The following is a 26,570-nucleotide window of genomic DNA, read 5'->3' as shown; positions in this document are numbered from 1 at the left end:
AGTTCTGATAAGCGCTGTAATAATGTTAGCAATAGTTGTATACTATATAGTAAAAGAACAGAAAAGAAAAATTGAAAAAAAGAAAATTACCGCTTATTTAAAAGGCATAAACTATATAATTGAAGACAAAACAGACAAAGCAATAGAAGAGCTCACAAGCGCAATAGAGCTTGAACCAGATATTGTGGATGTATATATTAGTATTGGTAATCTTTTTAGAAAAAAAGGAGAAATCAATAGAGCTTTAATTATCCATAAAGGTTTACTTGCAAGAAAATTAGATAGAGAAAAAAAAATTGAAGTTTATGTAAATATAGGTATAGACTATAAAAAAGCAGGACTCTACGATAGAGCAAAAGAAACATTCAAAAATGCTTTATCTTTAGACCCAAAAAATAATACATTAAAAAAGTACTTAGAAGAGGTGTATGAGGATTCAAAAGATTGGGAAAGTGCACTTGTATGGCAAAAAAGATTTGGTGAAGATAAAAAAATCACGGCACATATTTACTGTGAGCTTGGCAAAAAAGCTCTAAGAGAATCAAATGATTACAATTTAGCTTATGATTACTTTAAAAAAGCATTTGTTGAAGATAAAAACTGTTTTGATGCTTTGCTTAATCTGGGTAAAATATCTTATGCAAATCAAGACAAAAAAAGAGCTTTTCAATTTTGGTTTGATGCAGTAAAAGTAAAAGATGAGTTTTTTAATCTTATTTTAGACAATATAATAGACAAGAATGATTTATACGAATTTTTAAAAAGCATACTCGTTTACAACCCTAAATCATACTACATACTTTTTTTTAGTTCAATGTATCTTTTAAAACTTGGAAAGTATAAAAAAGCTTTATCTATTTTAAATATTATTTTAAAATCAGGTCACTATACACAAAGCGCTATTGTTTTAGCTGTTAAGTGTCTTTCAAATCAAACTGATAATAAAAAACTTCAAATACTTGCATCCAAATTACAGGTTAATATAAAATACACATGTAAATCGTGTGGTTACTCAACACATTTATTTTTCTGGAAATGCCCAAAATGCAGAAATTGGGACAGTGCAAAAGTGGAGCTTTAGATGTTTTATGCATTAGAAGGAAAAATAACCGATAAAAAAAATGGTTTTGTTGTAATGAACATATGTGGTATACATTTTACTATAATAGTAAGTTTACTCACCTATTTTAATCTCAAGCTTGGAGAGAAAGTAAAGCTATTTGTGGAGTTAATCGCAAGTGAAACTGGTTTTAGGTTGTATGGTTTTTTAAACGAAGAAGAAAAATATTTATTCAACGAACTAAGAAAAATATCAAAAATTGGTGCAAAAACAGCTATATCAATATTATCAAAATTTTCACCTCAAGAATTTAAACATATCATTGCAAATAAAAAAGTAGAGCAACTCATAAGCGTGCCAGGCATTGGTAAAAAAACAGCCAGTGCAATTATATTTGAATTATCAGATAAGGTACTTGAAACAGATGAAAAGCTTATTGAATTGTTGGATGTTTTAACCAATAGTTTAGGTTTTTCAAAACATCAGGTTTTGCCTGTGTTAGATAAAATATACAGACAAAATCCGAATTTAGATACAGCTGAGCTCATCAAAATTTGTCTTAAAAATTTGCGACAATGAAACCTTTAAGTGTTTTTGAACTAACAAAACAAATTAAAGATTTGCTTGAGTGGAATTTTAACGAAGTATTTGTAGAAGGCGAAATATCAAACTTGAAAATTTCAAGCGCTCAACATGTGTACTTTAATTTAGTTGACCAAAAAGCCAGATTAATGTGTGTCATCTTTAAATCAAATATTGATGAAAATGTTAAAAAACAGCTGGTAAATGGTCAAAAAGTTATAGCACTTGGAAGAATCAGCCTATATGAGCCTCATGGACAATACCATTTAGTAATTTCTTATATTCAAAGCATTGGTGATGGCCTAAAGTACAAAAAACTTGAAGAAGACAAAAAATTCTTACTTGAAAAAGGCTACCTTGAAAACAAAAAACCGCTACCATTTTTTCCTAAAAAAGTAATTATAATAACAAGTCTTCAAGCTGCTGCACTAAAGGATATTTTAAATATACTAAAAAGACGCAGCCCTGGACTCGAAATACTGATATATCCTGCAACAGTACAGGGTGAAAATGCAAAAAAAGAAATACTAAAAGCAATTGAGTTTGTCAATGAAAATTATGCCAAACTATCTCTTGATGTATGTATTCTAACACGTGGCGGCGGTTCTGTTGATGAATTGTGGATATTTAACGATCTGGATATTGCAATCGCATTTAAAAATTGTAAAATCCCTACCATAAGCGCTATTGGCCATCAAATAGATCAAACATTATGCGACCTTGTAGCAGATAAAATAGCAGAAACCCCATCTGCGGCTGCAGAAATTTTAACAAAAGCTTACGTAGATCTACATAAAACCGTATTAATGCTAAAAAAATCCATTTTTTCAAATTTTTACAGGATTTTAAATTCAAAAAAAGCAAATTTTGAAAGCTTAAAACTTACAAAAATAATTAAATTAGTAGAAAATTATATAGAAGTTAATATGTTAAAAATCGATAATTTTAGTGCTTTACTTGAGCACAGAATACAAAACATTATATTCAACAAAAGTAAAAAAATTAAATCTCTAGAAAACAGGATAAAGCTTCAAAATCCAATAGCAAAGCTAAATACACAAAAAATTGCTTATTTAAAGTTTCAAAATTTAATTGTTTCTAATATGCAAGTACTGCTTGAGAAAAAAAAACATACACTTTTAAACTTAACCGCTAAAATTACAGCTTTAAGCCCAAAAAATGTTTTAAAAAGGGGATTTTCGATAACATACACAAAAGATAAAAAAATTATAAAAAGCATAAATGACGTAAAAGAAAATGACTATTTATATACAGTTTTATACGACGGCAAAATTGAGTCAGTTGTATCAAAAAAACTTTAATTAGTGCACACCAAAATACACGCTAAAAATTAGTATTAATAAAACTAAAATAGAATAAAAACAAAAGCGCAAATCACCTTCTATAAAATATCCAATCGCCAAAAACAAAACTCTTACAACTGGTGTTAACATTAAAATTACAATGCCTGAAAACAACGTAGCATTGGGATCAAGCGCTATTAATCCATTCATTATACCAAAAAAACTTCTATCCAATACATTGCTTTTTTTGAAAAAACTTTCAATTATTGCAACACAAAACAAAAACATGCTTGAGTAAACACCAACTGCAAGCGTTTTTGCAATAAATTTATTTAAATCAAATTTCATTTTACACCTTTCACAAACATTTCAATTGCCAAATATATCAAAAAAAGAATAAAAATATTTTTTACCCTTGCAGGTGGTACTTTTTTAATTATAGGCATAGAAAGCTTTGAACCCAATATAACACCAAAAACGATCAAAGCCACATAAAGCGGTTTTTCTATGTATCCTTTTCCAAAATATATAAAGGCGCCAGCAGCTGCTGTAACACCAATCATGAAGTTACTAGTTGCAGCAGCAACTTTTATGGGTACTTTACAAAATGCATTCATAGCAGGCACTTTTAATACACCACCACCAATACCCAACATACCAGAAAAAGCACCGGCAAAAGCACTTATAGCCAATCCTGCGCCTAAATTTTTAACATCATACTCTATATTTTTATTTAACGCATAATCAAAATAACTGCTTGCATAAATACTTTTTGTTTGAACGATGGATGTAGCCTGTTCATTGTCTTTGTGAAAATACATAAAATAAGCAATAAATGCCATAACAAAGGAAAAAATGAGGGCAATTACATTGCCTTTTAAAAAAGTTCCAATAAAGCTACCTGCAATAGCACCAAGCGTTGTAGCTAGCTCTAATGTTATTCCAAGCCTCATATTTGTTATTTTATTATAAACATTTACACTTGCAACAGAACTACTTGTTGCTATTATAGAAATAAGACTTATTGCTACAGCCTGATGTATGGGATAATGCAAAAAAATAACAAGAAGCGGAACAACAAATGTGCCGCCACCAATTCCCAATAAAGCGCCAAAAATACCACTTAGCATACCCATTAAAACAAGAGCTATTTCAAACATAAAGTTTTTTCCTATACACTATTTTAGCCACAAAATAAGAAAAAAAAGCAAGCAACAATCCACAAACATCATCTATAAAATAATGGTATCTAAGAGCAAGCGTTGAAACAATTAATACAATAACTATTAACAATACAGCATATCCAGCATTTTTTCTAATATCAAATATTAGCATATCCGTCAAAACAGATATTGCTACATGTCCACTCGGAAAACAATCTTGTTTAATATGCTCAAATCTATCCAAAAATGTGGATATAAAATTATATACAATACCTCCCTGGATAGGCTGGCTAAATACAATAGAGTATCTAGGTCCAATTGCAGGTACAAGTATGTAGCCAATGTATGAAATATAATAAGCCAAAGAAAGGGCAAATAAAGAATATTCAAGTTTTAAATAGTATTTTTTCTTATACAAAAAATACAGTAAAATTAACGGCAAAAAATAATAAAAAGTATAAAAAATAGAAAAAATATCGTTGAAAATTGGTTTGTTAAATATATAAAAATATTCTGCAATAGGTTTTGAAAAAAACATTTTATCAATCCCAATCAAATAACTGTCTTTGTTTCTTGGTTGTATAAAAGGTACAATTAATGCAAGTGATTCAAATATAAAGCCTAAAAAAACTACAGGGTAAAAATACCTGAATATAGATAAAAAGTAGCTTTTATCTGGCTTTAATAATATAATAATAACAATGATTATAATAAAAATATATGAAAAAATTAAAAATAGATAAGATGGTATTTGAGATCTGAAAATAAATACCAGACATATTATAAAAAAATAATAGGTTAAATTTACAACATCAAACGGTTTTATATCAAAACTTTCACGCATTTTTTGCTAGCCTTTATCTTTGCTGGAGAAAAACCTGCAAAATCACCATCTACCTGTATTGGTATATCAAAAGTATCAATAGAAATTTCATCAGCAAAAAAACATTCATGCAAATTTGAATTAATGTCAAAAAACAAAAAAATTGCAGTTTTTGTCATATTCCATAGACTTTTTTTTGTGTGAAACAAGCAAACATATAAATTTTTCTCAAAACAATTTGCTTTCTTGAAAATAGGAAAATTACCACCGTATTTTTTAGCATTTGTAGCTATTACACTGTAACAGCGCTTTTCTTCAAAAGCCGTTTTAACACTTATTAGTTTATCAAATGATTTTACACTTTTTATGCCACTTAAAATATAGGAAAGTTTTCCTGAGTATTCTTTAAGAGAATGATTTACATCAAGTACAGCAGCAGCATCTATACCAACACCTGCCATTAATATAAAATACCTATTATTTAACTCTCCCAAATGAACATTAACATAATTTTGCTTTAAATAACGCTTTGCACATTTTAGGGCATTTCTTGGTAAACCAAGCTCCAGTGCAAATACATCGGAAGTCCCACAAGGCAACACACCAAGTTTAATATCTTTATCTACAATACCATTTACAACTTCATTTAGCGTACCATCACCACCATAAGAACACACAATTTTATATGATGAATTAATTTTTTTTGCTATCTCAAAACCATCCATTGGCCTTTTTGTGTAAAAAATATCCACTTTTTTAAATGATTCATTAAATATCTGTTTTATTTGCATAAGTTTATTAATTGAAAATCTACGGGCTTTTGGGTTGGCAATTATTGCTATCATATATTTTCTAACTCCACTATCATATTATCCCATGCTGCAATTACATTTGTATTTGTCTTTTGGGATATTTCTTTCGCAACAAGGTGAGGGCTTTCATTTAAAAAACCCATACCAAAATGTGTTAAAATCAATATTTTTGGTTTAAAAATTTCCAAAAACTTATACATATCGTTTGCAGATAGATGCATATATCCTGGCATCTGATTTTTAAAAACTGTATTTACAATAACAACATCGGCTCTATAATCTATAGCTAATTGATCAGTATATAAAGTATCTGCAATATATGCAAACGAGTAACTATCTGATTTAAATACTGCACCAAATGTTGGTGTTGTGTGTAGGTGGGTTAATTTTGTAGAAATTTTAAGATCACCAATAGCATAATCTGTATATTCTTTTAAATAAAGTATATTAAATTTGTCTCTATTGTAATGTAAAACTACAGGATCTTCATCCAATGCTGCAGATGGCGCAAACAAATACCTGGTGCGTTTTCCAGATATTACCATTGACTCCATTATAGAATTAATATCTGCGCAGTGGTCTAGATGTCTGTGACTTAAAAAAATACCATCAACCTTCGACATGTTAATCTTATTTTTCAATGCTGTAACCAAAGCACCAGGTCCTGGGTCTATAACAAATGTTTTACCACCTAAATGAAACCAAATCCCGCCACTTTTGCGTATCTGGTAAAATACACTAAATCTTCCACCTGCCGTGCCTAAAAAAATAATCTTATCTTTGCCATTTTTAAAATTTCTATCTTTCAAAATACGCATAAACACCATCAAAATTAGTAATCTTTCCTTCAATTAAGCCTTTTTTTTCTATTTTTGTCAACACCTTAAAGTATTGGCTTGCAAGGGCTAAATTATACTCATCATTTTGAACAAAGGTGCGCTTTTGTTGTACAATAATTTGTGTACTTTTATTTATAAATTGTTGCATTTTTTGTTTGAATTTAACATTTATGAGTTCTTTTAGTTTATTTGATCTTTCTTTTAAGATGCTATTATCTATGTAACATGAAACTTCTTTTGTGAATGGTCTATGAGAATATGTAAAAATATGTGCAAACACAATATCATTATTCTCAACAAACTTATATGTAGTTAAAAAATCCTCATCAGTTTCTTCAAAACCAACAATTATATCTGTCCCTATAAATATACCCTTTTTTGAAGCATAATCTACAATTTTTTCAAAATCATAAGCAGTATAGTTTCTGTGTGCTAATTTAAGTATCCTATCACTGGCTGATTGAAGGGGTATATGTAGATGCTTTGCAAATTTTCCTGAAGCTATTATGTCAATAAGCTCTTTATCAACATACATAGGCTCAATTGAGCTTAACCTGATTCTAAAATTATACTTTAGTGAATCAATTTTTCTAAGCAGTTCTTTTAAGTTTTCATATGAGCCTATGTTTGTGCCTGTTAATACTATCTCGCCAAATCCTTGCTTTATAAAGTTTTCTATTTCTTTAATAACCAAAGAAGAATCTTTGCATCTTTGAATACCTCTTAAGTGAGCCACAACACAATAAGAACAAAAATTGCTGCAACCTTCTTGAATTTTTACAAATGGACGGCTTTTTTGCCAAAAAGATACAACTTTGTCTATATTGTAAGTTTTTGTTGGTAAAGATGTATCTACACTACGCTGGATAGCGCTTAATATATCGTATTTGTACTTATTGCCTACAATATGAAGATTATTTGCATCAAAATAATCGTCTTTGTTAATTAGGTAACTATCGCAACCAGTGTAAATAATATGTGAATTCGGATTTTGCCTTTGAAGTTTTCTTAAAGTATGTCTTGATTGATCAGAAGCAGACTTTGTAACCGCGCATGAATTAATAACATAAATATCCGCTTTAGTCGACTTATCAACAACTTTATATTGATTAACAATAGACTCAATCATTAATTGCGTTTCATATTGATTTGTTTTGCAACCAAAGGTATAAAAAGCTATTGTTTTCATCTAAAGCGTAAGTTTTGTTGATAAAATTTCAGTTGAAGGCATACAGGCACTCTTTAAGCTTTTTGCTACAGATTTAAATACAGCTTCAACAATATGGTGTTTATTGTAGCCAGCAAGTTGCTTTATGTGCAAAACAATGCGAGCATTGCTTACAAACGCTCTCCAAAACTCTTCAATGAGTTCTACATCAAAATTTAATATAGCTCCACTTACTTGGCAATCATACATTAAATAAACCCTGTTTGCCAAGTCAACACTTGATAATACCAAAGCATCATCCATAGGTATAATGCTATAGCCAAATCTCTCAAAATTGGCTTTCCTTGTTTCTTCAAAAAAAGCCTGACCTAACACAATACCAACATCCTCAACTAAATGGTGGTAATCAACATCAATATCACCGCTTGCTTTCACATTTAAATCGAAATTGCTATGTCGTGATAGTGTTTCTAACATATGATTAAAAAAACCAATACCTGTATCGATATTATATTTAGCAGAACCATTAATACTAAGCTCGATTTTTATATTAGTTTCTTTTGTTTTTCTTTCAATCTTTGTCATCTAACTAGCCCTTTTTACAATAAATTCAGCTAATTCAATTAATTTTTCATGACCTTGGATATTTTTTAATGCATCAATCGCCAAACCTTTAAGTTTATTTGCTAGATCCAGACTTTTTTCAATACCATAGACTTTCGGGTATGTAAGTGTGTTATTGTCAATATCCTTTTTATCTTTGCCCAAAACTTTTTTATCGGATACTATATCTAAATAATCATCTATGATCTGGTAAGACATACCCAAATATAAGCCAAATTTTGAAAAAGGGCGTTCATCTTGATCTGAAAGAATAGCCCCAATCTCGCAGCATGATTGCAAAAACCTCGCAGTTTTATTTTTATGTATAAAGTTAACAAGCCATTTTTGTGGTTTATTCAATTTGTTTTTACTTGAAAGGATATCTGCTGCCTGACCTAAAACCATACCATAAATGCCCGTTTTTTCGGATAATGTTTTAATTATCTTAACAATTTTCTCAGGTGATATTTTGGCGCTTGAAATCATATAAAATGCATTTGTATTCAAACCATCACCGGCCAAAATTGCCAGATCTTCACCAAAAACTATGTGATTAGTAGGTAAATTTCTTCTAAGTAATGCATTATCCATAGCAGGTAAATCATCATGTATAAGAGAATACGCATGCAACATTTCAAGGCCCATAGCAATTTTATAGTCATCTTCGCTAACTTGTCTTTTTAACTCTATGATGGTTAACATTAAAAGAGCCCTTAAGCGTTTCCCACCATTCAAAAGGCTGTAACAAAAGGCCTCATTAAAACTTTCTATATATAATCTTTGTTTACTACAATACTGACTTAGCTTAGAATCAATGATTTGTTTGTAACTCATTCTAGATCTTCCATTTCAACTTCACTATCTTTCATAATAACTTTAACTTTATTTTCTGCCTTTTGAAGTGTCAAAGAACAAAACTTTGACAATTCCATACCCTCTTCAAAGTATTTTAAAGCATCTTCCAAATTTAAATTTTCTTGTTCTAATTTTTGAGCTATTTCTTCAAGGCGTTTTAGAGCCTGTTCAAAACTAAGTTCTTGATTCATCTATCCTGCTCTTTTGTACTTATATCTTTTAAAAACGATGCGTTTTCTACATACCAATCGCATAATCTTTTTATTCCTTCTTCAATAGTTACCTTTGGTGTAAAGTCCAACATTGAATTAATTTTTGAAAAATCAGCACGTGTGGCTAAAACATCTGCTTTGTGAAACTCTTTGTGCACAATTTTTGCCTTTTTACCTAAATTTTGTTCAATGAGACTTATTATATAATTAAGAGAATAAGAAGTGTTTGCCCCTACATTGAAAGCTTCACACCCAACTTTTTTTAGTCCTTTAATTGTTGCATCCACTGCATCATCAATGTATGTAAAATCTCTTGATTGACTACCATCTCCAAAAATAATTACTGGTTCTTCTTCGTATATCCATTTTATAAATCTAAATATACTCATATCCGGTCTGCCATATGGACCATATACTGTAAAGTATCTTAGCATGGTAACATCTATACCATATAGCTGGTAATAGGAATAAGCAATTGCTTCCATTGCTTTTTTACTTGCAGCATATACTGACAATGGTTTGTTTACGCAATAGTCTTCTCTAAACGGTAATGACTCACCTGCATAAAGCGATGAAGTGGACGCAAGCACTACTTTTTCAACACCAAAACGCTTTGCAAGCTCAAATAAATTCAGCGTTCCGAGTGTATTTGTAGATAAATAAACAAAAGGATTTTGCATAGAATATCTAACGCCAGCACGGGCAGCTAAATTTATTATACTATCAAACTTGTGCATTTGAAATATGAGCTTTAGCACATCAAAATTTTCAACATCTGCTTCATAAAATATGAAATTTTTATAACCTTTTAATATAGATAGTCTTTTTTGTTTCATTTTTACATCGTAGTATTGATTTAGATTATCTATACCTACACAGGTTTTTCCTTGCTCAAGCAACGCACGCGTTGTAGAAAATCCTATAAAACCAGCACATCCTGGTATAAAAATCACTTTTTAAAGCCTCCACAAATAAACTGTGTCTGGTAAGTCTTTCTTGTCAACCACACTTTTTACATCTATCAAGCATGAGTTATCCTTCAAACATTTAAGCCATAACTTTTCTTTTATAAATTCATCATGCTTTACAGCTAATATCACACAATCATATTGCTTTAGCAATGGTGAGTCTATAAGGGCAATATTGCCATAATGGGATAACACTTCTTCTTTTATAACATGAGGGTCATAGACTTCAACATTCATATTGAAGTTTCTAAGCTCTCTATATATATCAAATACCAGGCTGTTTCTTGTATCTTTTATGTTTTCTTTAAATGTAAAGCCCAGTATCAAACAATTATGGCCTAAATTTTTTTGCATAATAAGCTTTACTGATTCTTGAGCAATATAGCAACCCATAGAATCATTAAGTCTTCTTCCAGCTAATATAACCTGGGGTAAATACCCTAATTCCTGAGCTTTGTATGTTAAATAATACGGGTCAACACTTATACAATGGCCACCAACAAGACCTGGTTCAAATTTTAAAAAATTCCATTTAGTCGCAGCTGCATCAAGGACTTCTTTTGTATCAAGTCCCATTTTATGAAAAATTAAACTCAGCTCGTTCATTAATGCAATATTTAAATCCCTTTGTGTATTTTCAATTACTTTTGCTGCTTCTGCTGTTTTTATGTTTGGGGCTTTGTACACATTTGTAATCTTACCGTATATTTTTGACAAAATCTCCAAACTTTCTTCATTTGAAGCTGATACCACTTTAGTTATATTTTCAAGTGTGTGTAACCTATCGCCTGGATTTATACGCTCTGGCGAGTAACCTACAAAAAAGTCATTTAAGTAGCTTAAACCTGAAGTTTTCTGTAGTATTGGAACACATATATCTTCTGTTACACCAGGGTATACGGTTGATTCATATACAACAATTGAGCCTTTAGCCAAATTTTTTCCAACGATATAACTTGCGCTTTCAACAAGGCTTAAATCTGGCAATTTGCTTTTTAAAATAGGCGTTGGAACTGTAACAATAATAACACTTGACTCTTTTAAAAAAGATGCGTCATTCGTGTAAAAAATATTTGGCGATTTTATAGAACTACTATCAGTTTCACCTGTTATATCAAAGCCTTTATTAAGTTCATCTATACGTTTTTTATTTATATCAAAGCCAATTACACTAAAATATTTAGCAAGGCTTACTGCCAGAGGTAAACCAACATAACCAAGCCCTACAACCGCAATTTTTTTTTGTTTTTTTTCAAACTCCTCTATGGTCATTTACATTTTCACCACTAAAATAGGTTTCTTTGACATTCTTAAAACTTTTTCCGTAGTTGAACCAAAAACAAACCGCTCAAGCGCACTTTTGCCTTGTGCACCCATAACTATCAAGTCAATGTCATTATTTGTTGCAAACTCAACAATTTTCTTTGGAGCATCACCAACTTCAATGTGCATATCAAAATTATCAAAATCTTTCAAAATCTTATTTTTTATATGTTCAAAGTAGTTTTCTGCCTCTTGCCTCATTGAAGCTTCTATTTTATCAAGTGGTAGTGATGGTACATAGCCAAGTGCAGCTTGTAAATCAGTTATTACATAATAAATGTGCAATTTTGCACCATAGGCTTTTGCCAAACTAAGCGCGTACTCAATAGCTTTTTGAGCATTCTCACTCAAATCTGTAGGAACAAGTATGTTTTTTGGGCTAAAACCTTGCATAGAAAGCCTCCTTTATAAATATTTTTCGATCAAAATCTGAGCTATCTGCACAGCATTATAAGCTGCACCTTTAAGTAAGTTGTCTGCTACTACCCACAGATTAAGTCCATTTTCGATTGACTCGTCACGTCTTATGCGTCCAACAAATGTCTCTCCTCTGCCGCTAACTTCTATAGGCGTTGGATAAATTAGGCTTTTTGGATCATCCATAAGCACACAACCTGCAGCTTCTTTTATAAGTTTTCTAACTTCGTTTATATCAAATGGCTTTTTGGTTTCAACATTGACAGATTCTGAGTGTCCCCTTAAAACAGGAACTCTAACGCATGTTGCGGTGACTTTTATTGAATCATCGTGGAAAATCTTTTTAGTTTCGTTAACCATTTTCATTTCTTCTTTTGTGTAGTCATTTTCTAAAAATACATCTATGTGTGGTAAACAATTAAAAGCTATTTTTTTTGGGAAAACCTTTGGCTTATATGAATCATACTTAAATTCAAAAAACGCTTTTGTTTCATCAATTAATTCTTCCATCGCCCTTCTTCCTGCACCGCTTGTTGCCTGGTATGTGGAAACTACAATCCTTTTGATGCCAAAATTATCATAGATAGGTTTTAGCGCTACAACCATCTGTATGGTAGAACAATTCGGGTTAGCTATAATGCCTTTGTTTTTATACAAAGCAATATCTTCTGCATTTACTTCCGGTACAACAAGCGGTATATCTTTATCCATTCTAAAGTAACTTGTATTATCTACCACAACCGCTCCAGATCTTGCAGCAATAGGAGCATACTTTGCACTAACGCTGCCTCCAGCACTAAAAAGCGCTATATCTATATCTTTAAACGATTCTTCATTCAACACTTCTACAGGTATTTCTTGGCCTTTGAAAGTGACATTTTTACCAATCGAACGCTCTGAGGCAAGAGGTAAAAGTTTTTTTACAGGAAAATTAAAATCTTCAAGTGTTTTAATCATATCCTCGCCAACTGCTCCTGTTGCACCAACAACTGCTACATTGTAACTTTTCATTGCAAACCCCCAAAATTTGCGCTTATTTGTTTATAATTATAGCATTATTATTGTAAAAATCAATTTAAATATTTGTTTTTTATATAATCAATAGCTTCTTGCTTGCTTGTGAATTCACCTTCAATTTGTTTTTCAAAGCAATCATTAAGAATTTTGCCAAAAATTGCTGAAGGTTTGAATCCTAAAGTAATTAAATCTTTACCTGACACGAGAGGTTTTATAAATTGTAAATCCCTTATATAAGAAATTAGCGCTTCTTTTACATAATTACTTTTGGATATTGCAAAAGCAGCAATTTGTGCTTCAAGAGCCATAGGCTTTAAAAAAAAATAAATCTCGCTTTTTTTTCTTCTTTTTGACAAAAATACATTTATCTGTATCATCTGGCTGTATATTTTTTCTATTTTGCTATCAACAATGCCTAAAATATTTGTTAAATTGAACTTTTTTCTAAAGCAAAACTTCAATATTGAAAAATAAATAGCTTCTATCCTGAATTCTATAGGGCAAAAAAAAGTGCACATTTTAACAAAATCTTTACCAGTATTAATTAAATTGAAACAATTTTCATCAATATAAAATTCTTTGTGAAGATATTTAAAAATTTTATAATCGTTGATTTTCTTTAGAATTTCTACAACTTTTTCTTCTTTTAATACTAAACTAAACTCTAGAAATAACCTATTTTTAGAAACCGTATTCAAAACTCCAAGCTCTAAAGCATTTTTCATTAGTTTTTCTGTTTGTTGACCCAATAAAAAATTAAACTTTTCTGCAAATCGCAAAGCTCTAAAAACTCTTGTTGGATCTTCTATAAAACTTAGATTGTGTAAAATGCGTATTTTTTTGTCTTTAATATCTTTTACTCCGCCAAAGTAATCTATAAGCTCGCCAAAATTTTCATTCAAACTTATAGCAAGTGTATTGATTGTAAAGTCTCTTCTGTATAAATCTAATTTTAGCGAACTTTCCTCGACATGTGGCAACCCAGATGATATTTCATCGTAATACTCTTGTCTAGCCGTTGCAAAATCAATTTTTTCACCGTTGATAATAACGCTTGCTGTTTTAAACTCATTGTGAGCAATTAGTTTTCCACCAACAATTGTTGAAAATTCTTTAGCAAATTCTATAGCATTACCTTCAATTACTATATCAATATCTTTAATGGGTATATCCATAATAAGATCTCTAACCATTCCACCTACTGCATAAGCTTTCATTTTTAACTTTAGAGCAACTTCTGATATAATTGTAAAGAAATTGTAAATTTTTTCGTCTAATTTATTTTTTAGCTTCAAATCAACTTTTAGTGTTTTGCGCATGAGTTTTTGTTCAGTTTGATTAATTAAATTTAAAATATTGGTCCTTGTCAAAACACCAACAACTTCATTGTTCCTAAGCACAGGTATTATGCGCTGCTTTTCTTCAATTATTATTGTTTTTATTTTTGCTAATGGTACATCTTCATTTACAGTATAAAAATCGGTTACCATAAACTTTTCTACAGGCTCATCTGCATAATTATGATAAATTGCCCTCTGAAGCGTTGGTCTTGAGATAATACCTGCTAAATTTCCTTTATCCAACACAACTAAAGAGTTTATACCATATTTTGCCATTATTTCGTTGCAGGAGGCAACAGTGTCTGTTTTTTCAACGCATTTAGCAGGTGTGCTCATAATATCTTTTGCTTTTGTTATATACAAAAAACTATCTCTTATAGCAAGTGTTGCTTCATCAAGCGTTTCAATAAGGGTAAGATCTTTTACTGTTGCACTTGCTGCCAAACTATGTCCACCACCATTGAATGTTTTTAAAATCCTTGCTACATCAACTTTCTCGTTTATAGAACGACCAATGATAAAAATTCGAGACTGCATCCTGAAAACACAAATAGCAGCATCTGCTTTTTTCATACTCAAAAATGTATTTACTAAGTTTGCTGCTTCTGCCACATATTCGCTATACTGAGCAAAACTTAATACAATACTAATATTGTTATACTCAAATATACGAGCATTATGTATTAACTCATTTAATAGGTATACCTGCGATTCTTCTATTGTTTCTTCCAATACACTCGATACTACATCAAGCTTTGCCCCTTTTTCAAGCAAATATGCACATACTTCAAAATCATATACTGTTGTGGATGGGTATAGCAATTTTCCTGTGTCTTCATATATTCCAAGCATAAATAACGTTGCTTCTTCTGCGCTAAAATCTATATTGCGTTCTTTTAACTTCATGACAACCTGTGTTGTGTTTGCACCAGTTTTTTTGCAGTAAAACTCATGACAGTTTATATCGCCATCTGGATGGTGGTCAAAACATATAACTTTAACTTTATCAACTATCTTTGCAAATTCACCTATTCGTGACTTTTGACGCGTATCAACAACAATCAATGTATCAATACTTTCAAGGTCCACCTTTTGAAAGTCCGCATAAGCGTATATTGTTGACTGGATGAGAAAATTCTTTTTTGAACGTTTTGGTAAATTTGGAAAAACAATTGTAGCGTCTGGATAAAGTAATTTTGCTGCTATTGCACTTGCTATTGCATCAAAATCAGGTTCAACGTGGCATGTAATTACCTTCATTTTATTCTTTGTAATAATCAGTTTCTTTAAAAGCTTTATTTAAAGCCTCATCACTAACAAAAGTATAGCGTTGAGTTGTATTTAAACTTGAATGACCAAGCAACTCTTGAATAATTTTTATATTGGCTCCTCTTTCAAGCAAATGCGTAGCATATAAGTGTCTCAAGCTATGGGGGTGTAGGTCAAAGCCCTTAGCCCTCGATTCTTGTTTTATTATTTTCCAGATTGCTGCTCTTGTAAATGGTTTGCCTTGTTTACTTAAAAACAAATAATCTTTTGATTCGCTATTTGAATAGGCACTGCGTATATTTGCTATGTAATCTTTAATCTTTAAAAGAACATCCATTGACACAGGTAAAAGACGCATTTTAGAACCCTTTGTTACAACACGTATTAAACCTGCATCAAAGTAAATATCGCTTATTTTTAAATTTATCAGTTCGCTAACCCTTAAACCTGTAGCATAAAAAAAAAGCAAAATCAAACCATTTCGTGTATCCGTAAAAAGAGTTTTTAAAAACTCATAATCAATTGGTTTTTCTATTTTAAAGTTTACTTTTACATTTTTTAGATAACTTAAATCAATTTCAAGCTGGTAATGCTTTCTTATAAATGTTAAAAAAGCTCTAAGACTTGATAGTTTTCTATTTAAAGAAGCTGGCTTGTATAATTTTTTTAGATTATTTACATAATCAAACAAATTAATATTGTCAAGTTGTCTATCTTTAAAATATTCGCAAAATGGTTTTAAATCGCTTTCGTATGACTCAACAGTTTTTACTGACAAACCTTTATTGGCACTTAAGAATATGCAAAAATCAGATAAAATCTGTTTAAGATCCATATTATCCAAATACATCAAAACCACTTGAAAAACATCCACCAAGTGACATTTGAAAATCACTTTTATCTTTAAGTTTCAATTTTAAAAAAAATTGTAAAATATAAGGCAAAACGAGCACAATAAGTATACCAACTAATAAAAGCTTCACAAAAACCTCTTTTAAATTTTTATCTTTAAAAAATTCTCTAATTCTTTTAAGTAATTTTCAAATAAAGGCAATAGTTTATCAAATGTAGGTCTTTTAGGCATAAAAAACAACTTCTTTGTGTTTTCAAGGTTTATCAAAAAATGCTTTTCCACGTCTTCAAAAACATTTTGCGATTGTTTTATGTTCAAAAGGTAAAGTATATACTTTGAAATCAAATAAAAATTATATAAAGACCTGTATGTAATATCTTCTACAGTCTTTCTCTCAAGTGTAAGTTCTAAAAAACTCGAGCGAACTGCTAATATTTTACTTGCTATTTCTCTTTTTATTTGATTCCTTAATGCTTGTGATTCTATATCAATATTTTGGACAGGGTTTTTACCATACAAAACCTTGATATTTTCTTTCAATTCCAGGATTTCCATACAAAAATAGTCTTTGTTTTGTTCTAAAAAGTCAACTTCAAAAAGCAACGGAGAAATATAAAGTTTTTTAAATTTTTTTAAATGTTGTTTTAGTAATTTTATGTCATCCACCAACACTCTATCAAGAACTACCAAAATGCCATTTTTTGAAATACTTGCACTTATTCCTAAGTTGTGAAGGCAAACAGACTGCAACCTTTCTTTAAATAAATTTTTCAAACTCTCAACTATATCCATATTTCCTCTTGTCTAAAAAACTTTTGCTAAACTCAGCAAAACTATTATTTTTAATAGCTTGCCCTATGCGTTGCATCAAATTATAATAATAACTTAAATTGTGAATTGTTGCAAGCGTATAAAAGCTTAATTCCTTTGATTTATAAAGATGCCTCAAAAAAGCTCTTGAGTAGTTTTTGCACGTATAGCAATCGCAGTTTTCATCTATAGGGGATTCATCTTTTGCATAAGCAGCATTTTTTATGTTTATATTACCAAAATCGGTAAATAAATAGCCATTTCTTGCATTTCTTGTGGGCATTACGCAATCAAACATATCTACACCAAAACCAACAAGCCTTACAATATCTTCTGGCCTACCAACTCCCATGGCATACCTTGGTTTATCTTCTGGTAAATATTGCATAACAGAAGCCACAGTGTCATACATTTCTTGCGTAGACTCTCCAACACTTAAACCACCAATAGCTATACCATCAAAATCCATACCTGCAATCTCAAGAGCGCTTTTTTTTCTTAAATCTTCAAATACACCACCTTGCACAATACCAAAAACAGCAGTATGTGGTGGCCTTTTTATTACAGAAGAGCGTTTTGCCCAATTTAGTGTTATGTTTAGCGATTTTTCTACAAAGCTTTTATCAAGACTGTATGCTGGACATTCATCAAGAACCATCGCAATATCGCTTTTAAATCGAAACTGTATATCAAGCACTTTTTCTGGTGTAAACAAGTGATAAGACCCATCAATGTGCGATTTAAAAACAACACCTTCTTGGGTAACTTTTCTTAAATCCGACAAGCTAAAAACCTGAAAACCGCCGCTATCTGTTAAAATAGAACCCTTAAAATTTGTAAATTTATGCAACCCTCCAAAAGCTTCAATTATTTCAACGCCTGGCCTTAAATACAAATGGTATGTATTGGACAACATTAGTTTATAACCAATATCAATAAGTGTATCTGGCAAAAGCGCCTTTACTATACCTTGCGTACCAACAGGCATAAACGCAGGCAACTCAATTTCATCTTTTAGCCACAACAAAGACAGTCTTGCATTATCTGAAGTTTTCAAACACTTAAATTCCATAATTACCTAATTATTTCTGATGTAGATTTTATCTAAATCGCTTGAACAAACAAACAATTTTTGGTTTGAATAATATGCAAATGTTGGTTTTTCAAATTTAAATGATTTTACTAGCATTAAATCTTTATTTAAAATAAAAACTCTGTTTACTTGTTGAGATGTTACACTTAAATAACCATTATTAAAACTAATATAATCAATTGGTACACTAAAATCCTTGCTTGTCAAAACTTGTTTATTTATATTGTAGGATTTAATACTGTGTCCTACAACTACAAAAATTTCATTGTCATTGGTTGCAATTGACGAAGCACCTTTAATATTAAATAAAAATTTTACTTTATAATTTTGTACTTTTAAAATATCCCCTGTATCAAGCAAAACCAAAATATCATTGCCAAAGTTTGCAATTTGTCTGATCTTTCCAGAAAACTTAACTACTTTTAAAAGCTTAGATGACCTTTGGTAAAAAAATAAATTATCTTTTGTTGATACTACAATCATATTTTGATAGGTTAATATGCTTGATGGATCATTTAAATCCAAAAACTCCAATTCCAATATATGACCGTATTTATCTAGCATGCTTATATAGCCATCTTTTTGGACAACATACAATATACCATTGCTGTATGAGAGACTCAAAGGTTTTTTTAAACCATACACACTATAATCGTTTCCAAATTTAAAACTTGTTATAACAATAAATATTACAATTCCAGCAATACAGGCATACTCTTTTTTGGACATTACAAATCTTCGTTAATTTTGCGTATATTTTCTTCTTCTTTTTTAATGTAATCAAGTAATTTTTGCTTTAAATCAGGATCTTGTTGCGCAAACATCCTTGCTACAAATAATGCTGCGTTATGTGCACCTTTTTTGCCAATACCCATAGATGCAACAGGTACGCCTTTTGGCATTTGAGTAATAGAAAGCAGTGCATCAAGCCCAAACATCTCACTATCAACCGGTACACCAATTACTGGCAAAATTGAATATGATGCAACAAAACCCGGCAATGCTGCAGAAAGCCCTGCTATTGCGATTATGCAATCAAATTCAGCATTTACTTTTTGAACTATTTCTTTTACATACTCTGGACTTCTGTGGGCACTTGCAATGTAAACCTTATATTCAATACCAAACTCTTCCAATGTTTTTTTTGCTTCATAGATAATGTTTTCATCGCTTTTACTGCCGGATATAATTGCTACTTTCATAATTTTCCTCCTTTTCAAAAGTACTTTAGTGCTTTTTTGCCAATATCGCGTCTAAAATGCATTCCATCAAAGTGAATATTCTCAATTGCCTTATAAGCCTTTTCTATAGCTTTTTTAAAGTCTTTATCAAGTGCCACTACATTCAACACTCTGCCACCGTTTGTATATATTTTTGAATCTTTTTTGTATGTTCCTGCATGAAATACAATTGCGTCAGTAACATTTTCCAGGCCATATATAGGCTTGTCTTTCTCGTAAGGCCCCGGATAGCCTTTGCTAGCTAAAACCACACTTACGCAGAATTTATCTTCGAACTCTATTTTATAATCACCTAAATTGCCATTTGCACATCTAAGCATAATATCTAACAAATCACTTTTTAATAAAGGCAAAACCACCTGAGTTTCTGGATCTCCAAACCTGCAATTGTATTCAAGCACATAAGGCTTGTTATCTACAACCATTAAACCTGCATACAAAACTCCCCTGTAATCAATCCCTTCACTTTTTAAAGCATCTAAGGTTTGCTCTATTAAAGAATCGCACTTACTTTGTATAGCGTTTACTATTGGCGCTTTTGCATAAGCTCCCATACCGCCCGTATTTGGACCCAAATCATTATCAAAAACCCTTTTGTGGTCTTGAGAAGCAACCATTGGGACAAATTTTTTGCCATCACAAAAAACCATATAAGACAATTCTTCGCCGTCTAAGAACTCTTCTATAACAACTCTACTTCCTGCTTCGCCAAACTTTTTATTGGCAAAACAATCATTGAGGTGAGCAAGAGCTTCGTATTCATTATTGGCAATAGCTACACCTTTTCCTGCTGCCAAACCATCTGCTTTTATAACCAATGGATAAATTGCCTTTTTTATATACCTATACGCTTCATCAAAATTATCAAATGTTTCATAGGCCGCCGTTGGTATAGAGTATTTTTTGCATAAATTTTTGCAAAATATTTTACTTGACTCAATTGCTGAAGCTATTTTTGTGGGGCCAAATGCTAGTATGCCAGCATAATTTAGGTAATCTACAATACCTTTTGCCAAAGGCTCTTCTGGTCCAACAACAACAAATTCAATCGAATTTTTTTTACAAAACTTTGCCAAAGCTTCAAAATCAAGCACTGATATATCAACATTTGTTGCCAATTGTGATGTACCAGCGTTTCCTTTTGCGCAGTAAATTTTCTCACAACGCTTGCTTTGTGAGAGTTTATAACAAATGGCATGTTCTCTTGCTCCATTACCAACAACAAGTACATTCATTTTAACACTCCCAATAACCATTCATTTAGGTTTTCTAAAAATTCCTGTGTTGCTTTACCTGCTGCATCCAGCATCGATTCATTTGTATTCTTTTTAAAATCCTTTTTATAATCAAACATTTTGCTTGCTAAAAGCTCATATTGAGAGTTATACAAAAAAGCCCTTGCTTTAAAGTAAAAAAAACTTTCTTTATTATTAAAATGTGGCTCATAATTAAAAAGTAGAATTTTAAGCCTATATTTTGCATAAGGGTCTTGCTTGATATATCTTATATTTTCAAGTATAAAATCTTTTAGCATTGTTGGGGGAGAATTTATCCACTTAGAGTAAGCAAAATAATTATAAACACCATTTGACTCATACAAAATGTAGTTGTTTTTAAGTCTATTTGACTCTACGTTATCTAAGTTAACCGAATTTATTTTTATTTCATTTTTTTTGCTTACATTAGAAACCTCAGGCTGCAGGTAATTATATCCGGTATTGTTTACGTTTTTAACCTTTACAGAACAAGAAGCTAAAAATAAGCCTAATAAAAGAAAAAATACAATTTTTTTCATTGATTACTCCTTTCAGTTGGCGATGGAGTTTTGGGTTTCCCATATATTATGTAAGTAGGATTTGATCTTAATTCATTAACAAGCTCATCAGTAGTTTTTACTGTTTTATTGATGTTTTCTATCATGCGATTTAAATTATACATACTTTCATGTGTAAAATAATTTATTTGATTTTTATTTTCATTTATTAACTGACTCAAATCAGAACTTATCTGAGTAAGATTTTTTGAACTTTCCTGCAATGTGGCTATGAGCTTATTTGTAGATTGAAAAGCACTATCTGCGCTTTCTCCTGCCTGTTTTATAGATTGTATAGCTTCGTTTGCTTTATTTAATGTTGAATTTAAATTTTGCAAATCAATAGATAATTCTTTGCTTGCTTTGTTTGTGTTGTTTAGAATTGATGATATTTGCTGTCTGTTTTCTTTATTAAAAACTTCATTCATGTTTTTAATAAGGGTGTTTGCACTATCTAATACATTTGGTAAAGCTTGAGAAATTTTTTGCAATTCACTCATTTTTGATTTAATAACAGGATACTCCCTATGATCAACACTTGTTAAAAGAGGTGCGTTTTTTGTCCCACCTGTTAAATCAATAGAAGCAAGACCCGTTAAACCCTGAGCTGAAACTGTGGCTACTGTATCAGTTTTTATTGGTATATTGCTTTTTACTTTTATAAAAATTCTTACAATTTCTGGGTTGTTTGGGTCTATATCTATTTTTTCAACATTACCAACATTTACACCTTTGTACTTTACAAGAGAATTACTGGATAAACCATTTACAGAATATTTTGTCAAAATAAGGTAAGTCTTGTAAGATTCATTTGTCCTGTAGCCAAACAACCAAAGAACTATAATTACTATTGCAAAACTCAATATAATTACAAAACTGCCAACAAGTATATAATTAGGCTTTGTTTCCATCTAAAAACCTCTTGCCCCTCTCTCCCATAAACAGCTCTTTTACCCAGGCATCGTCTACAGTGTGTATTTTATCTGGTGTATCACAAAAAATAATTGTTTTATTTGCAATAATGGCAACTCTATCAGCTATTAAAAGCGAAGACAAATCGTGCGTTATCATAATTACACTAACACCTAAAAGCTCAACAAGTTTCTTTATCGTTTTGTCAAACTCATCTGCACTTATAGGATCAAGACCGCTAACTGGCTCATCCAAAAATAGAATCTTTGGGTCAACAGCCAGTGCACGTGCAAGTGCTGCTTTTTTTTTCATACCCCCTGAGAGCTCACTTGGGTACAACCAGTAAACGTCTTCGTCTAAATCAGAAAGTTTTATCTTTAGCATAGCCATATTTTTTGCCGTTTCATCGTCTATATTATAGCGTTTTTTTATCACATATACAATATTTTCACCAACACTTAAGCTACTAAACAATGCAGCTGATTGAAACATTACACCAATCTTGTTTTTTATAGCCTGTTTTTGTTTAAAACTCAATTGTTTAATATTTATACCATCTATAATAATATCACCTTGTTTCGGCTCTTTAAGTAAAATTAATTCTTTTAAAAGCGTAGTTTTGCCAGAACCAGAACCGCCAATTATGGCTAAAATTTCCCCTTTGTAAACATCAAGGTTTAAATTTTGGTGTATTATTCGCTCATTGTATGCACTTTGTAGATTTCTAACGCTAATTATTATATCTTTAACCATCTATAAATCACACTAAATATTGCATCTATTACAATCACGCTAAATATACTTTTTACAACACTCGCGGTTACATGTGTACCTATACTTTCTGCTTTTTGCTCAACTTTAAATCCTTCACTTGTACCAATCAATGCTATTACAATACCAAACACAGGACCCTTAACTATACCGGATAAAAAAGATTTTATCGTAACAACACGGCTTGCCCTATCTAAAAACTCTGCGTAGTTTACACCCAATATAAGATTTGATATAATCATCCCGCCAAAAATCCCAATAATATCGGCAAATACTATCAAAAGTGGCATAACGATAAAAAGTGAAAGTATGCGCGGCAACACCAATAGCGTATATGGCGATACGCCCATTGTATCAAGTGTATCAACTTCTTCCTGGACTTTCATTAAGCCAAGCGTAGCAGTATAGCTGCTTGCGCTTCTGCCTGAAACAATTATTGCAACAATCAATGGGCCAAGTTCTCTAACAATTGAAATACTAACCAGATCAACTATAAAAATATTTGCACCAAACTGCCTTAGTTGAGCAGCAGACTGATATGCAATAACAAGACCAATTAAAAAAGACAAAACACCTACAATACCAATTGCACCCACGCCCATATTTTGTATATCTTTTATAAAAGTGCGAAATTCAAAATCCGAAATTTTTGAGATAAAATCAATTGTTGATTTGCCTATAAAATTCAAAAAAAACAAATAATCTTTAAGTTTTTTTTCTAAATAATTACTAAAGCGCAACAAAAGGCTTTTCTTTTTTACCTTCGGGATTTTAGCAAGATTGTTTAAAACAAGCTCAAGTACACTTTCTACTTTTTCATTTTTGCCACTTAACTTTGATTTATCAAAATTTTGTAATATTAAAAGTCCACCAAATGTGTCTATCTCATCAACTAGCGAGATATCGACACGCTCAAAACCAACAAAATCTGAAATTTTTTTTTGAATGCCTTTTGTATTTTCAACAACCCACTTACCTTTTAAGTATAAAATTTTATCTTTTAATTCAAAAAACTCGTGATTTTGACCCATTTACTTTGCGCAATTTGGGCACAGACCATAAAATATAGTAGAGTGATAATCAACTTTGTAGCCTTTCTTGTTTAACTCTTCATCTAAAGCTTTATTGTATGGTATGTCTAAATCTAGCACAGCCCCACACTTTGTGCACTTGAAATGATAGTGCGGTTCTGTTTTTGCATCGTAGCGCAAAATATTCTTGTCACTTTTTATCTCTATTACTTTGCCCTCTTCTGCCAAAATACGCAAATTTCTATAAACCGTTGCTATAGAAATCTTTGGATACCTGGGTTTTATCGAGTAATAGAGTTCTTCTGGTGTAGGATGATCATAGCGGGATTTAAGCTCTTCATACACCATGGCACGTTGTTTTGTATTTTTTCTCATGTGTTTAACCTCCTAATATTTAAGGTCCCGGGATATACAAATTTCCGTAGGGCCTTTTACTTTTCGGCGTGATTTTTACAAACTCATCTTTTATTATCTTATCGCAATCAAAACCAAAAAGATCGCAAAATTTCTTTATATTTGTTATGATTTTTTGCATATCTTTGTCGTCAGGCTTGCTTATTAATACTTCGCTAGAGCAAAGTGATTCATCTACGTCTTGTCTTACAAAAATAGCTCCACCATGCATACCTGTACCTAAATAATTACCAGTTAAGCGTTTCTTATCCCTATTTAGTCCAAGCAGTATTAGTGTGCCGCCTGCCATGTACTCACCCATAAAAGCACCGGCGCAACCGCCTATTACTACTGTTGGGCTTACATCTTCTTTGTAGGCTTTCATGTGAATACATGCTCTATAGCCAACATTGCCTTTGACAAATATTGAACCACCTCTCATGCTATAGCCCAATACATCGCCTGCATTACCATGAATGATGATTTCTCCAGAACTCATAGTGTTGCCTATACCATCTTGAGCATCTTCGTTTACAATAATGGTGGGTCCTTCCATAAATGCACCTAAATCATTTCCTGGTACGCCGTTAATTACTATTTCTACGGGTTTTGCTATACCACAACCAATATAGTATTGTCCGCAAACACCATCAATTATAATTTTATTTTCACCTTCTTCAATTACACGCCTTATTATATCATTTAAAACATTGTATTTAAGATTACTTGCATCAATCCTCTTCATCTTGTACCCCATAATAAACATTATAAGCTTCATCAGTAAGTCTTGCGATAACAGGTTCACCCGCATCTGGAGAACTTATATCTTTTATATCACTGCAAATATGCTTTATAGCTGCTTCTTCGCTTGAAAAATAATATACACCATCCTTTTTTCCTACAACCAGCGGTCTTAATTTAATTCTATCATTTAAAGCCATTATACCACCTTTAAATGTCAATAAAATTGAAAAAGGACCGTTAAGAAGTGCTCTGCCATATATTATCCTTAAAGCTTTGTAAAGTTTTTTCTGATCTTGTGGCATCCTTTCTATCTCTTCCCACAAAGGAGCACTGAATATTTTGGCTAACAACTCTATTGGTATCTTATGTTTTCTTACAATTAAATCTGCCAGATAAACAATTGCTTCTGTATCAGTTTTTTGAGTGCACTTATAACCATGCATCTCCAAATATCGCTTATTGGCACCGTAGGATGAAATCTCTCCATTGTGCACAACTGTCCAATCAAGCAAACCAAATGGATGTGCGCCACCCCACCATCCAGGTGTATTGGTAGGAAAACGGTTATGGGCTGTCCAGCAATAAGCCTTGTAACGTTCAATCCTGAAAAAGTTTGCAATTTCATCGGGATAGCCTATGCCTTTAAATATACCCATGTTTTTACCGCTTGATATAACAAAAGCACCATTTATATTTTCGTTTATAAAAAACACAAGCTTGTTTATAAATTCATCGGCATCAGTTTCGCTCATGTACTCGCTTTCTGCTTTTGTGCCCTGGGCTCTTGGCAATACAAAATATACAAAAAACATAGGTCGTTTCCTATTTTTCATTCCCCTTGTAGGAATACCGCTGCGTTCTGCAACCATTACTCTGCGCTCTAAAAAATCCTCTACAGCACGCTTTGCTAAATCGTCATCAATCATCAAATGTAATGCATAATAATTTTTAAATTCTGGGTATATACCATATGCGGCATATCCTGAGCCCAAACCATTGCCTCTATCGCGCATTATATCAATTGCAGAAACAATTTTATTGCCATCTATAAGATCACCTTTTGTGTTAAAAATCCCAAAAATACCGCAACCCGAAGCATCTTTTGGATCATTGGAAATGGCAAAACTTTGAATCTTTTCTATCTCAACCATATA

31 protein-coding genes are annotated in these 26,570 nt (G+C 31.5%); 3 read left to right on the top strand and 28 right to left on the bottom strand.

Features of this window, described 5'->3' with window-relative positions; genetic code table 11:
- Nucleotides 1-22 precede the first annotated feature (22 nt).
- The 3 genes from BLQ93_RS01550 to xseA are packed head-to-tail and all read left to right on the top strand — an operon-like array spanning nucleotide 23 to nucleotide 2,964.
- On the top strand, nucleotides 23-1,081 hold the full coding sequence (locus BLQ93_RS01550; protein ID WP_159427464.1) for a tetratricopeptide repeat protein: 1,059 nt from the start codon (nucleotides 23-25) through the stop codon (nucleotides 1,079-1,081).
- Nucleotides 1,082-1,639, top strand: coding sequence for a Holliday junction branch migration protein RuvA (gene ruvA, locus BLQ93_RS01545; protein WP_092127693.1), 558 nt, complete (start codon nucleotides 1,082-1,084; stop codon nucleotides 1,637-1,639). It abuts the gene before it with no gap.
- Complete coding sequence (gene xseA, locus BLQ93_RS01540) at nucleotides 1,636-2,964, top strand: exodeoxyribonuclease VII large subunit (RefSeq protein WP_092127691.1); 1,329 nt, start codon at nucleotides 1,636-1,638, stop codon at nucleotides 2,962-2,964. Before ruvA ends, xseA begins: the two co-directional genes overlap by 4 nt.
- Here xseA and BLQ93_RS01535 read toward each other — a convergent pair whose 3' ends face one another.
- The 28 genes from BLQ93_RS01535 to BLQ93_RS01405 are packed head-to-tail and all read right to left on the bottom strand — an operon-like array spanning nucleotide 2,965 to nucleotide 26,567.
- On the bottom strand, nucleotides 2,965-3,294 hold the full coding sequence (locus BLQ93_RS01535) for a DUF1634 domain-containing protein (protein WP_092127689.1): 330 nt from the start codon (nucleotides 3,292-3,294) through the stop codon (nucleotides 2,965-2,967).
- Nucleotides 3,291-4,106, bottom strand: coding sequence for a sulfite exporter TauE/SafE family protein (locus tag BLQ93_RS01530; RefSeq protein ID WP_092127687.1), 816 nt, complete (start codon nucleotides 4,104-4,106; stop codon nucleotides 3,291-3,293). The genes BLQ93_RS01535 and BLQ93_RS01530 overlap by 4 nt, the downstream gene beginning before the upstream one ends.
- The gene (locus tag BLQ93_RS01525; RefSeq protein ID WP_025392694.1) at nucleotides 4,099-4,953 is read right to left on the bottom strand and encodes a phosphatase PAP2 family protein; all 855 of its coding nucleotides are present in this window, start codon (nucleotides 4,951-4,953) and stop codon (nucleotides 4,099-4,101) included. The genes BLQ93_RS01530 and BLQ93_RS01525 overlap by 8 nt, the downstream gene beginning before the upstream one ends.
- Nucleotides 4,932-5,777 carry a diacylglycerol/lipid kinase family protein gene (locus BLQ93_RS01520; protein ID WP_092127685.1) on the bottom strand — a complete coding sequence of 282 codons (846 nt, stop codon included), beginning with the start codon at nucleotides 5,775-5,777 and terminating at the stop codon, nucleotides 4,932-4,934. Before BLQ93_RS01520 ends, BLQ93_RS01525 begins: the two co-directional genes overlap by 22 nt.
- Entirely contained in the window at nucleotides 5,774-6,562 is a 789-nt protein-coding gene (locus tag BLQ93_RS01515; protein WP_159427463.1) for an MBL fold metallo-hydrolase, read from the bottom strand. Before BLQ93_RS01515 ends, BLQ93_RS01520 begins: the two co-directional genes overlap by 4 nt.
- Nucleotides 6,543-7,772 carry a MiaB/RimO family radical SAM methylthiotransferase gene (locus BLQ93_RS01510; protein ID WP_092127681.1) on the bottom strand — a complete coding sequence of 410 codons (1,230 nt, stop codon included), beginning with the start codon at nucleotides 7,770-7,772 and terminating at the stop codon, nucleotides 6,543-6,545. The genes BLQ93_RS01515 and BLQ93_RS01510 overlap by 20 nt, the downstream gene beginning before the upstream one ends.
- Nucleotides 7,773-8,336, bottom strand: coding sequence for an imidazoleglycerol-phosphate dehydratase HisB (gene hisB / locus BLQ93_RS01505; protein ID WP_025392698.1), 564 nt, complete (start codon nucleotides 8,334-8,336; stop codon nucleotides 7,773-7,775).
- A complete protein-coding gene (locus BLQ93_RS01500) occupies nucleotides 8,337-9,188 on the bottom strand; it encodes a polyprenyl synthetase family protein (protein ID WP_092127679.1) in 852 nt (283 codons plus the stop codon). It abuts the gene before it with no gap.
- A complete protein-coding gene (gene xseB, locus BLQ93_RS01495) occupies nucleotides 9,185-9,400 on the bottom strand; it encodes an exodeoxyribonuclease VII small subunit (protein WP_025392700.1) in 216 nt (71 codons plus the stop codon). Before xseB ends, BLQ93_RS01500 begins: the two co-directional genes overlap by 4 nt.
- Nucleotides 9,397-10,374, bottom strand: coding sequence for an NAD-dependent epimerase/dehydratase family protein (locus BLQ93_RS01490; RefSeq protein ID WP_025392701.1), 978 nt, complete (start codon nucleotides 10,372-10,374; stop codon nucleotides 9,397-9,399). The genes xseB and BLQ93_RS01490 overlap by 4 nt, the downstream gene beginning before the upstream one ends.
- A 3-nt stretch (nucleotides 10,375-10,377) precedes the next feature.
- The gene (locus BLQ93_RS01485) at nucleotides 10,378-11,661 is read right to left on the bottom strand and encodes a nucleotide sugar dehydrogenase (RefSeq protein ID WP_092127677.1); all 1,284 of its coding nucleotides are present in this window, start codon (nucleotides 11,659-11,661) and stop codon (nucleotides 10,378-10,380) included.
- Complete coding sequence (locus tag BLQ93_RS01480) at nucleotides 11,662-12,105, bottom strand: universal stress protein (RefSeq protein ID WP_092127675.1); 444 nt, start codon at nucleotides 12,103-12,105, stop codon at nucleotides 11,662-11,664.
- Nucleotides 12,106-12,117: 12 nt separating this feature from the next.
- Nucleotides 12,118-13,140 (bottom strand): aspartate-semialdehyde dehydrogenase, encoded by a 1,023-nt coding sequence (locus BLQ93_RS01475; RefSeq protein WP_025392704.1) that lies wholly within the window; start codon nucleotides 13,138-13,140, stop codon nucleotides 12,118-12,120.
- Nucleotides 13,141-13,199: 59 nt separating this feature from the next.
- The gene (locus tag BLQ93_RS01470) at nucleotides 13,200-15,746 is read right to left on the bottom strand and encodes a CBS domain-containing protein (protein WP_092127673.1); all 2,547 of its coding nucleotides are present in this window, start codon (nucleotides 15,744-15,746) and stop codon (nucleotides 13,200-13,202) included.
- Nucleotide 15,747: 1 nt separating this feature from the next.
- The gene (locus tag BLQ93_RS01465; RefSeq protein ID WP_092127671.1) at nucleotides 15,748-16,605 is read right to left on the bottom strand and encodes a tyrosine-type recombinase/integrase; all 858 of its coding nucleotides are present in this window, start codon (nucleotides 16,603-16,605) and stop codon (nucleotides 15,748-15,750) included.
- On the bottom strand, nucleotides 16,592-16,738 hold the full coding sequence (locus tag BLQ93_RS09400) for a hypothetical protein (RefSeq protein WP_156922932.1): 147 nt from the start codon (nucleotides 16,736-16,738) through the stop codon (nucleotides 16,592-16,594). Before BLQ93_RS09400 ends, BLQ93_RS01465 begins: the two co-directional genes overlap by 14 nt.
- Before the next feature lie 11 nt (nucleotides 16,739-16,749).
- A complete protein-coding gene (locus tag BLQ93_RS01460; RefSeq protein ID WP_092127669.1) occupies nucleotides 16,750-17,400 on the bottom strand; it encodes a hypothetical protein in 651 nt (216 codons plus the stop codon).
- A complete protein-coding gene (tgt, locus tag BLQ93_RS01455) occupies nucleotides 17,387-18,490 on the bottom strand; it encodes a tRNA guanosine(34) transglycosylase Tgt (protein ID WP_092127667.1) in 1,104 nt (367 codons plus the stop codon). Before tgt ends, BLQ93_RS01460 begins: the two co-directional genes overlap by 14 nt.
- A gap of 6 nt (nucleotides 18,491-18,496) precedes the next feature.
- Nucleotides 18,497-19,240 (bottom strand): hypothetical protein, encoded by a 744-nt coding sequence (locus tag BLQ93_RS01450; protein WP_092127665.1) that lies wholly within the window; start codon nucleotides 19,238-19,240, stop codon nucleotides 18,497-18,499.
- A complete protein-coding gene (purE, locus tag BLQ93_RS01445) occupies nucleotides 19,240-19,713 on the bottom strand; it encodes a 5-(carboxyamino)imidazole ribonucleotide mutase (protein WP_025392710.1) in 474 nt (157 codons plus the stop codon). Before purE ends, BLQ93_RS01450 begins: the two co-directional genes overlap by 1 nt.
- A gap of 14 nt (nucleotides 19,714-19,727) precedes the next feature.
- Nucleotides 19,728-20,987, bottom strand: a complete 1,260-nt coding sequence (gene purD / locus BLQ93_RS01440; RefSeq protein WP_025392711.1) for a phosphoribosylamine--glycine ligase — start codon at nucleotides 20,985-20,987, stop codon at nucleotides 19,728-19,730.
- Nucleotides 20,984-21,547, bottom strand: coding sequence for a hypothetical protein (locus BLQ93_RS01435; RefSeq protein WP_092127663.1), 564 nt, complete (start codon nucleotides 21,545-21,547; stop codon nucleotides 20,984-20,986). The genes purD and BLQ93_RS01435 overlap by 4 nt, the downstream gene beginning before the upstream one ends.
- Nucleotides 21,544-22,476, bottom strand: a complete 933-nt coding sequence (locus BLQ93_RS01430) for an MlaD family protein (protein WP_092127661.1) — start codon at nucleotides 22,474-22,476, stop codon at nucleotides 21,544-21,546. Before BLQ93_RS01430 ends, BLQ93_RS01435 begins: the two co-directional genes overlap by 4 nt.
- Nucleotides 22,460-23,230, bottom strand: a complete 771-nt coding sequence (locus BLQ93_RS01425) for an ABC transporter ATP-binding protein (protein WP_092127659.1) — start codon at nucleotides 23,228-23,230, stop codon at nucleotides 22,460-22,462. The genes BLQ93_RS01430 and BLQ93_RS01425 overlap by 17 nt, the downstream gene beginning before the upstream one ends.
- A complete protein-coding gene (locus tag BLQ93_RS01420) occupies nucleotides 23,215-24,279 on the bottom strand; it encodes an MlaE family ABC transporter permease (RefSeq protein ID WP_025392715.1) in 1,065 nt (354 codons plus the stop codon). The genes BLQ93_RS01425 and BLQ93_RS01420 overlap by 16 nt, the downstream gene beginning before the upstream one ends.
- Nucleotides 24,280-24,654 carry a Fur family transcriptional regulator gene (locus BLQ93_RS01415; protein ID WP_092127657.1) on the bottom strand — a complete coding sequence of 125 codons (375 nt, stop codon included), beginning with the start codon at nucleotides 24,652-24,654 and terminating at the stop codon, nucleotides 24,280-24,282. It abuts the gene before it with no gap.
- A 19-nt stretch (nucleotides 24,655-24,673) separates the two neighbouring features.
- The gene (locus tag BLQ93_RS01410; RefSeq protein ID WP_092127655.1) at nucleotides 24,674-25,417 is read right to left on the bottom strand and encodes a GltB/FmdC/FwdC-like GXGXG domain-containing protein; all 744 of its coding nucleotides are present in this window, start codon (nucleotides 25,415-25,417) and stop codon (nucleotides 24,674-24,676) included.
- A complete protein-coding gene (locus tag BLQ93_RS01405) occupies nucleotides 25,404-26,567 on the bottom strand; it encodes a class II glutamine amidotransferase (RefSeq protein ID WP_092127653.1) in 1,164 nt (387 codons plus the stop codon). Before BLQ93_RS01405 ends, BLQ93_RS01410 begins: the two co-directional genes overlap by 14 nt.
- Between the last annotated feature and the right edge of the window lie 3 nt (nucleotides 26,568-26,570).

The organism is Desulfurella multipotens (genome assembly GCF_900101285.1).
Lineage (GTDB): Bacteria > Campylobacterota_A > Desulfurellia > Desulfurellales > Desulfurellaceae > Desulfurella > Desulfurella acetivorans.
The sequence above is the reverse complement of the archived record's forward strand: the minus strand, read 5'-3'. Positions and strand labels throughout refer to the sequence as shown.